9 protein-coding genes and 1 pseudogene are annotated in these 12,109 nt (G+C 71.8%); 5 read left to right on the top strand and 5 right to left on the bottom strand.

The window, feature by feature from the left end; genetic code table 11:
• The first annotated feature begins 104 nt into the window (after nucleotides 1–104).
• Nucleotides 105–1,115 carry an EamA family transporter gene (locus ACGFRG_RS12695; protein WP_393263498.1) on the top strand — a complete coding sequence of 337 codons (1,011 nt, stop codon included), beginning with the start codon at nucleotides 105–107 and terminating at the stop codon, nucleotides 1,113–1,115.
• On the opposite strand, the pseudogene ACGFRG_RS12690 reads toward ACGFRG_RS12695, so the two are convergent.
• The 4 genes and pseudogenes from ACGFRG_RS12690 to ACGFRG_RS12675 all read right to left on the bottom strand — a co-directional run.
• A pseudogene (locus ACGFRG_RS12690) lies at nucleotides 1,006–1,758 on the bottom strand (sugar phosphate isomerase/epimerase family protein); the annotation flags it as partial. The gene ACGFRG_RS12695 and the pseudogene ACGFRG_RS12690 overlap by 110 nt on opposite strands.
• Nucleotides 1,759–1,763: 5 nt before the next feature.
• Complete coding sequence (locus ACGFRG_RS12685) at nucleotides 1,764–2,570, bottom strand: sugar phosphate isomerase/epimerase family protein (RefSeq protein ID WP_361433071.1); 807 nt, start codon at nucleotides 2,568–2,570, stop codon at nucleotides 1,764–1,766.
• A gap of 26 nt (nucleotides 2,571–2,596) precedes the next feature.
• Nucleotides 2,597–3,751 (bottom strand): dihydrodipicolinate synthase family protein, encoded by a 1,155-nt coding sequence (locus ACGFRG_RS12680; RefSeq protein WP_393263496.1) that lies wholly within the window; start codon nucleotides 3,749–3,751, stop codon nucleotides 2,597–2,599.
• On the bottom strand, nucleotides 3,748–4,872 hold the full coding sequence (locus ACGFRG_RS12675; RefSeq protein WP_393263764.1) for a Gfo/Idh/MocA family protein: 1,125 nt from the start codon (nucleotides 4,870–4,872) through the stop codon (nucleotides 3,748–3,750). Before ACGFRG_RS12675 ends, ACGFRG_RS12680 begins: the two co-directional genes overlap by 4 nt.
• A 225-nt stretch (nucleotides 4,873–5,097) precedes the next feature.
• Between ACGFRG_RS12675 and ACGFRG_RS12670 the strand changes: the two genes are divergently transcribed.
• Nucleotides 5,098–6,276, top strand: coding sequence for a LacI family DNA-binding transcriptional regulator (locus ACGFRG_RS12670; RefSeq protein ID WP_393263494.1), 1,179 nt, complete (start codon nucleotides 5,098–5,100; stop codon nucleotides 6,274–6,276).
• A gap of 141 nt (nucleotides 6,277–6,417) precedes the next feature.
• On the top strand, nucleotides 6,418–7,218 hold the full coding sequence (locus tag ACGFRG_RS12665) for an SDR family oxidoreductase (RefSeq protein WP_361433064.1): 801 nt from the start codon (nucleotides 6,418–6,420) through the stop codon (nucleotides 7,216–7,218).
• 298 nt (nucleotides 7,219–7,516) lie between these two features.
• Here the strand turns inward: ACGFRG_RS12665 and ACGFRG_RS12660 are convergent, their stop codons facing one another.
• Complete coding sequence (locus ACGFRG_RS12660; RefSeq protein ID WP_393263492.1) at nucleotides 7,517–7,900, bottom strand: DUF937 domain-containing protein; 384 nt, start codon at nucleotides 7,898–7,900, stop codon at nucleotides 7,517–7,519.
• A 316-nt stretch (nucleotides 7,901–8,216) separates the two neighbouring features.
• Here ACGFRG_RS12660 and ACGFRG_RS12655 point away from each other — a divergent pair, with 316 nt between their 5' ends.
• Together ACGFRG_RS12655 and ACGFRG_RS12650 are read left to right on the top strand one after the other, a co-directional pair.
• Nucleotides 8,217–10,433, top strand: a complete 2,217-nt coding sequence (locus ACGFRG_RS12655; RefSeq protein WP_361429947.1) for an ATP-dependent RecD-like DNA helicase — start codon at nucleotides 8,217–8,219, stop codon at nucleotides 10,431–10,433.
• A gap of 179 nt (nucleotides 10,434–10,612) precedes the next feature.
• Nucleotides 10,613–11,902 carry a citrate synthase gene (locus ACGFRG_RS12650; RefSeq protein WP_361387685.1) on the top strand — a complete coding sequence of 430 codons (1,290 nt, stop codon included), beginning with the start codon at nucleotides 10,613–10,615 and terminating at the stop codon, nucleotides 11,900–11,902.
• Nucleotides 11,903–12,109: the final 207 nt, after the last annotated feature.

Here is a 12,109-nt window from a genome sequence, read left to right as displayed (position 1 = left end):
CGATTCGTCACTGGCTCGCCAGAGCGATTCATTACGTCTGCTCAATCCAACCATGAAGAAATCCGCGCTGGTGCTACATGGTCGGCCTCGGTGATCCTCGACGCATGCGTCCCGTACACATCGTGCTCGCCGTGCTGGTCACCGCCGTCTGGGGCGTGAACTTCACGGTCGTCGAGGTCGGGCTCGGCCACTTCCCGCCGCTGCTCTTCTCCGCCCTGCGCTTCCTGGTCGCGGCGCTGCCCGCGGTGTTCTTCGTGGGGAAGCCGAAGGTCGGCTGGAAGTGGCTGGTGGCGGTCGGACTCGTCCTCGGGGTCGCCAAGTTCGGGCTGCTCTTCATCGGTATGAACGAGGGCATGCCGGCCGGGCTCTCCTCCCTGGTGCTCCAGATCCAGGCGGTGTTCACGGCGGTCGTGGCGATGGTGGCCCTCGGTGAACGCCCGGGCCGCACCCGCCTGTTGGGCATGCTGGTCGCGCTGGCGGGGATCGCCGTCGCCGCCGTGGACGAGGGCGCGAGCGGCCCGCTGCTCGGCTTCGCCCTCACCGTGGCGGCCGCCGCCTGCTGGGGCGTCTCGAACGTCGTCACCCGCAAGGCCGCCCCGCCCGACGCGCTCAACTTCATGGTGTGGGTCTCCACCGTCCCGATCCTGCCCCTGATCGGCCTCTCGCTGCTCTTCGAGGGCCCGGGGCGGGACGCGGCGGCGCTCCGGTCGTTCGACTGGAGCGGCGCGGGCGCGCTCGTCTATGTCGCCTGGGGCAGCACGGTCTTCGGGTTCGGCGCCTGGGGGTATCTGCTGCGCCACCACCCGGCGTCGTCGGTGGCCCCGTTCAGCCTGCTGGTGCCGGTCTTCGGGATGTCGTCGGCCGCTCTCTTCCTGGGCGAGCCGGTCAGTCCGCTGCGGTGGTGCGCGGCGGTGCTGCTGGTGGGCGGGGTGGCCCTGACGTCGCTGCCCCGGGTGCCCCTGCCCCGGATTCCGGTGTTCCGCGATTCCCCGGCCCCGACCGCCCGAGCAGCGCGTCCAGATGCTCCCGCCCGGCCGTCAGCAGCCCCGGCAGCTCCGCCGCGTCCGGATACCACCGCTTCTCGTACTCCCAGCACAGCCAGCCGTCCGACCTGAGCGGCGCCAGGCACGCGGCGAGCGGCAGCACCCCGGCCCCGAGCGGCAGCGGGGTGGTGTCCTCGGCCGACGCGATGTCCTTGACCTGTACGTATCCCAGGTGCGGGGCGAGTGCGGTGTGGGTGGCGGCCGGGCTCTCGCCGCCGAGCCAGGTGTGCATCACGTCCCACAGGGCGCCGACCTCCGGCGCGCCGACCCGGTCCAGGATGCGGGCGACGGCCGCGCCCGTGCGGTGCGAGTCATGCGTTTCGAGCAGTACGCGTACGCCGCGCTCGGCGGCCAGGGCGGCGACCTCGCGCAGCCGCCGCACCGCGAGGCCGTCGTCGTTCGGGGAGCCGTCGCCGCCGGGGAAGACACGTACGTACCGGGCACCCAGGTCGTGCGCGAGGAGCACCAGCTCGTCCACGCGCGCGTCGCCGGGACCGGCCACGCGCGCGTACCCGGCGACGGCGAGGATGTCGACGCCCTGAGCAGCGAACTCGCTGACAGCGGCGGCCCGTTCGCGCATGCCGACGCCGATGTGCACCGGCTCTTCCGGATGGGCGCGCAGCTCGACGCCCTGGTAGCCGTGCTCGGCGGCCAGCCGGACGACCTCGGGGATCGGCAGGCCGGGCACCCCGAGCGTGGAGAACGCGTAGCGCACGGGGCTCACCGTCCCTTCGGGGCGAGCCGCCGGAACCGCTCGACCGTCTCGCGCAGGACCTCCACCCCGTCCCGCCGCCACAGCGCCTCGTTGAAGAGCTCCACCTCGACCGGGCCCGCGTACCCGGCCGCGTCCACCCGCCGCCACCAGTCCCGCAGATCGATCGAGCCGTCCCCGAGCTGGCCGCGCCCGGTCAGTACGCCCTCGGGCAACGGCGTCACCCAGTCGGCGAGTTGGAAGGCGTGGATGCGTCCGGCGGCCCCCGCGCGCGTGACGGCCGCCGGGGCCAGGTCGTCCCACCACACGTGGTAGGTGTCGACGACGACCCCCACCTCCTCGGCCGGGAAGCGTTCGGCCAGGTCCAGGGCCTGGCCGAGGGTCGACACGACACAGCGGTCGGACGCGTACATGGGATGCAGCGGTTCGATGGCGAGGCGTACGCCCCGCACGCGCGCGTACGGGCCGAGTTCGGCGAGCGCGTCGGCGACCCGCTCCCGCGCCCCCGCCAGGTCCCGGCTTCCCTCGGGCAGTCCGCCGCAGACCAGCACCAGGGTGTCCGTGCCGAGCGTCGCCGCCTCGTCGATCGCGGCCCGGTTGTCGCCGAGCGCCTTTACGCGCGCGTGCGGCTCGGCGGTGGTGAAGAAGCCGCCCCGGCAGAGCGAGGTGACGCTCAGCCCCGCGTTCCGGACGAGCTTCGCGGCCGCCTCGACGCCGTACGCCCGCACGGGCTCGCGCCACAGTCCGACGCCCGGCACGCCCGACTCGGCGCAGACGGCGACCAGTTGGGGCAGCGGCAGCTGCTTCACGGTCATCTGATTGAGGCTGAGACGGGAAAGGCTCACCGGTCGACTCCGTACACGTTCAGCAGGTTCTTCATCCGTGCCTCGGCGCGTGCGGGATCGCCGAACAAGCCCAGCCCGTCGGCCAGTTGGTACGCCCGGGCCAGATGGGGCAGTGGGCGGGCCGACTGGAGGCCGCCCAGCATCGTGAAGTGGTCCTGGTGTCCCGCGAGCCAGGCGAGCAGGACCACGCCCGTCTTGTAGAAGCGGGTAGGGGCCTCGAAGAGGTGGCGGGAGAGCTCCACGGTGGGATCGAGCAGCCGCCGGAAGCCCGCCGTGTCGTCCGCGTCCAGCGCCCGCACCGCCTGCGCCGCCAGCGGACCGAGCGGGTCGAAGATCCCCAACAGGGCGTGGCTGAAGCCCTGTTCGTCGCCCGCGATGAGCTCCGGGTAGTGGAAGTCGTCGCCGGTGTAGCAGGCCACCCCCGGCGGCAGCTGTCGCCTCAGCGCGACCTCCCGCGCCGCGTCGAGCAGCGACACCTTGATCCCGTCGACCTTGCCGGGGTGGTCGGCGATGATCTTCGTGAAGGTCTCGGTGGCGAGATCGAGGTCGGGCGAGCCCCAATACCCCGTGAGGGCCGGGTCGAACATCGGGCCGAGCCAGTGCAGGATCACCGGCCGTGCGGCCTGCTCCAACAGCCGCCCGTACACGGCCGAAAAGTCCTCCGGCCCGCGCGCCACGGCCGCCAGCGCGCGCGACGCCATCAGGACGGCCCGCGCGCCGACGCCCTCGACGAGCGCGAGCTGTTCCTCGTACGCGGCCGTCACCTCGGCGAGCGAGGCCGGGCCGGTCAGCTGGTCGGTGCCCACCCCGCAGGCGATCCGGCCTCCGGCCGCCTTCGCCTCGGCGGCCGAGCGCCGGATCAGCTCGGCGGCCGAGGGCCACTCCAGGCCCATGCCGCGCTGGGCGGTGTCCATGGCCTCTGCCACCCCGAGCCCGTGCGACCAGAGGTGGTGACGGAAGGCGAGCGTGGCGTCCCAGTCGACGGCCGAGGTCGTGGCGGCGTACGGATCCGCGTACGGGTCGGCGACCACGTGCGCGGCCGCGAAGACCGTACGGGAGAGAGGCGGGGCGCCCGGGGCGCACGCGATCGGGTCGGGGCGGGGCTCGTACCGTACGAGCGAGCCGTCGGCGCGGGGCAGCAGGACCGTCACAGCGAGATCTCCGGAACCTCGACGCGGCGGCCCTCGGCCGACGACCGCAGCCCCAGCTCGGCCAGCTGCACCCCGCGCGCGCCCGCCAACAGGTCCTGGCGGTACGGGGTGTCGAGGTAGACGTGCCGCAGGAACAGCTCCCACTGCGCCTTGAAGCCGTTGGCGAAGTCCTCGTTGTCCGGGACCGTCTGCCACTGCTCGCGGAACGCCTCCGTCGCCGGGAGGTCCGGGTTCCACACCGGTCTGGGGGTCGCGCAGCGGTGCTGGAAGCGGCACTCGCGCAGCCCCGCCACCGCCGAGCCCTCGGTGCCGTCGACCTGGAACTCGACGAGTTCGTCGCGGTGGACGCGGACGGCCCAGGACGAGTTGATCTGCGCGACGGCGCCGCCCGCCAGCTGGAAGACGCCGTACGCGGCGTCGTCGGCGGTCGCGTCGTAGGGCTTGCCCCGCTCGTCCCAGCGCTGCGGGATGTGCGTGGTGGCCAGCGCCTGGACGGAGGTGACGCGCCCGAACAGCTCGTGCAGCACGTACTCCCAGTGCGGGAACATGTCGACGACGATGCCACCGCCGTCCTCGGCGCGGTAGTTCCACGACGGGCGCTGCGCGCTCTGCCAGTCGCCCTCGAAGACCCAGTAGCCGAACTCGCCCCGCACGGACAGGATCCGCCCGAAGAAGCCGCTGTCCACCAGCCGTTTGAGCTTCAGCAGGCCCGGCAGGAAGAGCTTGTCCTGGACGACGCCGTGCTTGATCCCGGCGGCGGTGGCGAGCCGGGCCAGCTCCAGGGCGGCGGGGAGCCCGGTCGCGGTCGGCTTCTCGGTGTAGACGTGCTTGCCGGCGGCGACGGCCTTGCGGATCGACTCCTCGCGGGCGGCGGTGACCTGGGCGTCGAAGTAGATCTCCACGCCGTCGTCGGCGAGGACGGCGTCCAGGTCCGTGGACCAGTGGGCGAGGCCGTGCCGGTCGGCGATCGCCCGCAGCGCGGACTCCCGGCGGCCCACCAGGACGGGCTCCGGCCACAGGACGGTGCCGTCACCGAGGTCGAGACCGCCCTCGTCGCGCAGCGCGAGCAGGGAGCGCACGAGGTGCTGGCGGTAGCCCATGCGGCCGGTGACGCCGTTCATGGCGATCCGCACGGTCCTGCGGGGCGGGATCCTGTCTGTCACGTGATGTCCCTTCCGGGCTCGTGGCACGTTCCTGCGCGGCGCGCGGCGCGGCCGGTGACAACGCGCCTTTGCCTTTTGAAGACACGGTAGTAAGCGCTTTCTGCCAGGAGGGACGCTAGCCTGCGCACAGCGCCACGGACAAGAGGCGCGCGGCGGTGCACGAGAGGTGCGGCGGAGGCAGAGATGACAACGACCCTGGCGGATGTGGCGGCGCGCGCCCGGGTGTCCCCGGCGACCGTCTCGCGGGTGCTCAACGGCAACTATCCGGTGGCCGCGGCGACCCGTGAACGCGTCCTGCGTGCCGTCGACGAGCTCGACTACGTCCTGAACGGGCCCGCCAGTTCACTCGCCGCGGCCACCTCCGACCTGGTCGGCATACTCGTGAACGACATCGCCGACCCGTTCTTCGGGATCATGGCGGGCGCGGCCCAGTCCGAGATCGGGGGCGAGCGCGGCGCCCGCGAGAAACTGGCGGTCGTCTGCAACACGGGTGGCTCGCCCGAGCGTGAACTCACCTATCTGACCCTGCTCCAGCGCCAGCGCGCGGCCGCCGTGATCCTCACCGGGGGAGCGCTGGAGGACCCCGGCCACGCGGCGGCGGTCGCGGCGAAGCTGAGGCGGCTCGCGGAGGCGGGGACGCGGGTGGTGCTGTGCGGCCGGCCGCCGGTTTCGTGGCCGGGGGAGGGGACGGCTGCGGGGGCTGGTTCCGGTGGGACGGGGGCGGGCGCGGGAGCCGGCCCGGGCGGTCCCGTCGCGAGCGCGGGGGCAGGAGTCGGCTCCGGCGGTCCCGTCGCGGGTGCGGGGGCCGCTTCCGGCGGACCCGTTGCCGCGACGCTGACCTTCGACAACCGTGGCGGCAGCCAGCGCCTGACCGAGCACCTGCTCGCCCTCGGCCACCGCCGCGTCGGCTACATCGCGGGCCCCGAGGAGCGCACCACGACCCGGCACCGCCTGGAGGGCCACCGGGCCGCGCTGGCGGCGGTGGGTGCGGCGCCCGGGCCCGTGGTGCACGGCTCGTACGACCGCCGTTCCGGGTATGACGCGACCCTCGAACTCCTGCGCCGCGACCCGGAGTTGACGGCGGTGGTCGCCGCCAACGACACGGTCGCGCTCGGCGCCTGCGCGGCCCTGCGCGACCGGGGTCTGGCCATCCCCGGCGACGTCTCGGTCGCGGGCTTCGACGACCTCCCGTTCAGCATGGACGCGGTGCCCGCGCTGACGACCGTACGGCTGCCGCTGTGCGAGGCCGGGGCGCGGGCGGGGCGCCTGGCGATGGGCAAGGAGCCGGTGCCGCCGGGCGGGATCGCCACGGTGCACGGTGAGTTGATGGTGCGGGGGTCGACGGGACGGGCGCGCGCGTAGCGCGTGTCGCCCGACCGTCCCCGGGGGGAAACTCGGTGCCGGATTCCCGCCAGCGATGGGCGCCGCGGCGGAACAGGATCGTGTTCACGGCCTCCGGCTCGCCCGTACGGGGCGAGCGCCGTCGCACGTTGGAGACACCCCATGGACCTGCACCTTTCCGGCCGTACGGCCGTGGTCACCGGCGCTTCGAAGGGCATCGGGCTCGCGGTCGTCCGCAGGCTGCTCGACGAGGGCGCGCGCGTGGTCGCGGTCTCGCGGGGCTCCAGCCCCGAGCTGGAGAAGCTGGCCCGGCCCGAGCTCGTGCACGTACCGGCCGACCTCATGGACGCCGACGCCCCCGCGCGCGTGGTGGCCCGTGCCGTCGAGGAGTTCGGCGGGCTCGACATCCTGGTCAACAACGCGGGCGGGCCGCCGCCGGGGGTGAGCCTGCCGCGCGCGTCGTTCCTGGACGCGCCCGACGCGGACTGGCCGGCGGTGTTCGAGTTCAACGTCTTCTCGGCGGTACGCGCCTTCCGCGCGGCCCTGCCGCATCTGCTCGCCCGGGGCGGTGCCGTCGTCAACGTCTCGTCGGTGCTGGCCCGTCAGCCCGCTGTGGGCAACGCGGAGTACGGTGCGGCGAAGGCGGCTCTGTCCAACTTCACGAAGGTCCTGTCGGAGGAGTTCGCCCCGCAGGGCGTCCGGGTCAACACGGTGTCGCCGGGGGTGGTGCGGACGGCGTGGTGGACGGATGAGGGGGGTGCGGCGGACGTCATCGCGGCGATGGCGGGCGCGGACCGGGACACGGTCCTCGACACGCTGGCGCCCGGGATGAACGCCTCCACGGGCCGCTTCATCGCCCCCGAGGAGATCGCCGACGTGGTGGCGCTGCTGGTGTCGCCGAGGTCGGGGAGTACGACGGGGGCGGAGTTCGTGGTGGACGGGGGTTTCTCGAAGGCGGTGTGATCCCCCACCCCGCCCCTTCCCCAAAGCCCTGCGGGCGGCTGGGTGGGGGTGGAGCCGGTCTCCCGGGGGCTGCGCCCCCGGACCCGCTTGCGGGGCCTGCGGCCCTTGCACCCCGCTTCGTTCGGCTGCGGACCGTGCTGGGTTGCTCGCGCAGTTCCCCGCGCCCCTAAGAGGGCCCTCTGGGCCCATCAAGGGGCGCGGGGAACTGCGCGACCAGCCCAAGACGGCCCGCAGACGAAATGACCGCCGCCTTTAGGGGGGCGGGGAACTGCGCGACCAGCCCCCGCCACCCCGCCCCCTACTTCCCCTTCGCCGCTCGCTTGCTCAGGACCGTCAGGGCCACCGGGATCAGGAGTTCCAGTGCCCGCGTGACCGTGGGTTCCGGGAGGCCCGTCTTCTTGGCGACCGTCTTCGCCAGCGGCTTCGTCGCCTTGGCCAGGACCGTGGCCACCATGCCGCCGCCCGCCATGCCGAGGCCGCCGAGCGTGGCGACGCCCTGGAGCGGGGGCTCCTCGGGGGCGGGGGGGACCGGCGGGAGTTCGCCCGCCAGTTCCGACGCCGCCGAGCCCACGACCGCCCGCGCCCCGGCCGGGTCCGTGCCGATTTCCTGGGCGAGCCGGGCCAGCCCGTCGTCCCCCAGCTCGTTCAGTACGTCCTGCTCGAAGGTGGAATCGTCGCTCATGGGCGAAACGCTACGGCCGCACCCCTCCATCGGCATGTCGGGATTCCGGAAAAATTACTTTCCGCAGTCGTGCAACCCTTCAGGCGTGACGGGTGTCGTACTTGTCATCGGCGCTCCAGGGGAGGGATCCGGGGGGATCGGGGAGCGTCGTGTGGGGAGGGATGGGGAGGGGAATCGAGGGGCCCGGTCACACGGACCGGGCCCCCTTGAGTTCCCGGACCGGTTCCGCACCCCCGACTCCCGCCGCCAACTCCCGTCGCGCGAAAGTTATCCACAGGCACCCCACGGTGTCCGAGCCCGCCGGTAGCGTCGGATCATGTCCAATCTCGCGGTGCTCGAAGGGGTCCTGGAGCGGATCACCTATGCCAATGAGGAGAACGGCTACACGGTCGCCCGGGTCGACACCGGGCGGGGCGCGGGCGATCTCCTCACGGTGGTCGGCTCGCTGCTCGGCGCGCAGCCGGGCGAGTCGCTGCGGATGGAGGGCCGCTGGGGCTCGCATCCGCAGTACGGCAAGCAGTTCACCGTGGAGAACTACACGACGGTCCTGCCCGCCACCATCCAGGGCATCCGCCGCTATCTCGGCTCCGGCCTGATCAAGGGAATCGGCCCCCGCATCGCCGACCGCATCGTGGAGCACTTCGGCACGGACACGCTGGACATCATCGAGCAGGAGCCCAAGCGGCTGGTCGAGGTGCCGGGCCTGGGGCCCAAGCGCACCAAGCTCATCGGCGCCGCCTGGGAGGAGCAGAAGGCCATCAAGGAGGTGATGGTCTTCCTCCAGGGCGTCGGCGTCTCCACCTCCATCGCCGTGCGGATCTACAAGAAGTACGAGGACGCCTCGATCTCGGTCGTGAAGAACCAGCCCTACCGGCTGGCCGCCGACGTCTGGGGCATCGGCTTCCTCACCGCCGACCGCATCGCCCAGGCGGTCGGCATCCCGCACGACAGCCCGGAGCGCGTGAAGGCGGGGCTGCAGTACGCGCTGTCCCAGTCCACCGACCAGGGCCACTGCTTCCTGCCCGAGGAGCAGCTGATCGCCGACTCGGTGAAGCTCCTCCAGGTCGACACGGGTCTGGTGATCGACTGCCTGGGCGAGCTCGTCGCCGAGGAGGGGGTGGTGCGCGAGCTTGTCCCGGGGCCGCAGGGCGGGGCCGAGCGGGTCAACGCTGTCTACCTCGTCCCCTTCCACCGCGCCGAGCTCTCCCTCGCCGCCCAGGTGCTGCGGCTGCTGCGCACCGGCGAGGACCGGATGCCGGGGTTCCAGGACGTGGACTGGGACCGGGCGCTGTCCTGGCTCGCCGGGCGCACCGGCGCCGAGCTCGCCCCCGAGCAGCAGCAGGCGGTCCGGCTCGCCCTCACCAGCAAGGTCGCCGTGCTCACCGGCGGCCCGGGCTGCGGCAAGTCGTTCACCGTGCGCTCGGTCGTGGAGCTGGCCCGGGCCAAGAAGGCCAAGGTGGTGCTCGCCGCGCCCACCGGCCGCGCCGCCAAGCGCCTCGCCGAGCTCACCGGCGCCGAGGCGTCGACGGTCCACCGCCTCCTGGAGCTGAAGCCGGGCGGCGACGCGGCGTACGACAAGGACCGGCCGCTGGACGCCGATCTGGTCGTGGTCGACGAGGCGTCGATGCTCGATCTGCTGCTCGCCAACAAACTGGTGAAGGCGGTGGCGCCGGGCGCGCACCTGCTGATGGTCGGGGACGTGGACCAGCTGCCCTCGGTCGGCGCCGGGGAGGTGCTGCGGGATCTGCTCGCCGAAGGCGGGCCGGTGCCCCGGGTGCGGCTCACCAGGATCTTCCGCCAGGCCCAGCAGTCCGGTGTGGTCACCAACGCCCACCGCATCAACTCCGGTGTCCCTCCCCTCACCCAGGGTCTCAGCGACTTCTTCCACTTCGTGGAGGAGGAGACCGAGGACGCGGGCCGGCTCGCCGTCGACGTGGCCGCGCGCCGCATCCCCGCGAAGTTCGGCCTCGACCCCCGGCGCGACGTCCAGGTGCTCGCGCCGATGCACCGAGGCCCGGCCGGCGCGGGGAACCTCAACGGACTGCTCCAGCAGGCCATCACCCCGGCCCGCCCGGACCTGCCGGAGAAGCGGTTCGGCGGCCGGGTGTTCCGGGTGGGCGACAAGGTCACCCAGATCCGGAACAATTACGAGAAGGGAAAGAACGGCGTCTTCAACGGCACGGTCGGCGTGGTCACCTCCCTCGACCCGGACGAGCAGCGGCTGACGGTGCGTACCGACGAGGACGAGGAGGTGCCGTACGACTTCGACGAACTGGACGAGCTGGCCCATGCGTACGCGGTGACGATCCACCGCTCGCAGGGCAGTGAGTACCCGGCGGTGGTGATCCCCGTCACCACCGGCGCCTGGATGATGCTTCAACGGAACCTGCTCTACACGGCGGTCACCCGCGCCAGAAAACTCGTCGTACTGGTGGGGTCCCGCAAGGCGATCGGGCAGGCAGTGCGTACGGTTTCCGCAGGCAGACGCTTTACCGCACTCGCTCATCGGCTGTCAGGGGGCGCCTTGGTGTGAAACATCACCTGGGGCTTCCAGAACCGGGGCGAAGGGGGCAGGATGAGCAGGTTGACGGCACTGAGTGCCGCTAATAAGCCCAATGGGCGACCCCGAGTGCACTCTGCTGAGCCAAATGGGGGATGGTAGAGACAGTCAGGGCACCTCGAAGAAGAGGCACTACGTCGGTGAGGGATGACGTGAGCGACAACTCTGTAGTACTGCGGTTCGGCGATGGCGAGTACACCTACCCGGTGATCGACAGCACCGTCGGCGACAAGGGCTTCGACATCGGGAAGCTCCGGGCCCAGACCGGCCTCGTGACTCTGGACAGCGGGTACGGCAACACCGCTGCCTATAAATCCGCCATCACCTACCTCGACGGCGAGCAGGGCATCCTGCGCTACCGCGGCTACCCGATCGAGCAGCTCGCGGAGCGCTCGACCTTCCTGGAGGTCGCGTACCTGCTCATCAACGGTGAGCTGCCGACCGTCGACCAGCAGTCGACGTTCAAGAGCGAGATCACCCAGCACACGCTGCTGCACGAGGACGTCAAGCGCTTCTTCGACGGCTTCCCGCGTGACGCCCACCCGATGGCCATGCTGTCCTCGGTCGTCTCCGCGCTGTCCACGTTCTACCAGGACAGCCACAACCCGTTCGACGAGAAGCAGCGTCACCTCTCGACGATCCGGCTGCTCGCCAAGCTTCCGACGATCGCGGCGTACGCCTACAAGAAGTCGATCGGCCACCCGTTCGTCTACCCGCGCAACGACCTCGGCTACGTCGAGAACTTCCTGCGGATGACGTTCTCGGTCCCGGCGCAGGAGTACGAGCTGGACCCGGTCGTCGTCTCGGCGCTCGACAAGCTGCTCATCCTGCACGCGGACCACGAGCAGAACTGTTCGACCTCCACCGTGCGTCTGGTCGGCTCCTCGCAGGCGAACATGTTCGCCTCGATCTCCGCCGGCATCAGCGCCCTGTGGGGTCCGCTGCACGGTGGCGCCAACCAGTCGGTCCTGGAGATGCTGGAAGGCATCCAGGCCAACGGCGGCGACGTCGACTCCTTCATCCGCAAGGTGAAGAACAAGGAGGACGGCGTCCGTCTGATGGGCTTCGGCCACCGGGTCTACAAGAGCTTCGACCCGCGCGCCAAGATCATCAAGGCCGCCGCGCACGACGTCCTCTCCGCGCTCGGCAAGTCCGACGAGCTGCTGGACATCGCGCTGAAGCTGGAAGAGCACGCGCTCTCCGACGACTACTTCGTCTCGCGCAACCTGTACCCGAACGTGGACTTCTACACGGGTCTCATCTACCGCGCCATGGGCTTCCCGACCGAGATGTTCACGGTCCTGTTCGCCCTCGGCCGCCTGCCGGGCTGGATCGCCCAGTGGCACGAGATGATCAAGGAGCCGGGTTCCCGCATCGGTCGCCCGCGCCAGATCTACACGGGCGAGGTCCTGCGCGACTTCGTCCCCGTCGAGGCCCGCTAGACGCTCCGCGAGGTACCGGTTTTTCGGCTGCGGACCGTGCGTGGCTGGTCGCTCCCCCAAGTTCTCGGCTCCGCTCGAACAGGGGGGACCCCCATCGCGGCGGAGCCGCACATCAACACGGTCCCGCGCCCCTAGGGGTTGGGATGACCCCAACCCCGGCGAGTGAGCCGAAGGGGCGCGCCTGTGTCGAGAGGGCATGGGGGTACC

The sequence above is a fragment of the Streptomyces sp. NPDC048696 genome, from assembly GCF_043198895.1.
Lineage (GTDB): Bacteria > Actinomycetota > Actinomycetes > Streptomycetales > Streptomycetaceae > Streptomyces.
The sequence above is the reverse complement of the archived record's forward strand: the minus strand, read 5'-3'. Positions and strand labels throughout refer to the sequence as shown.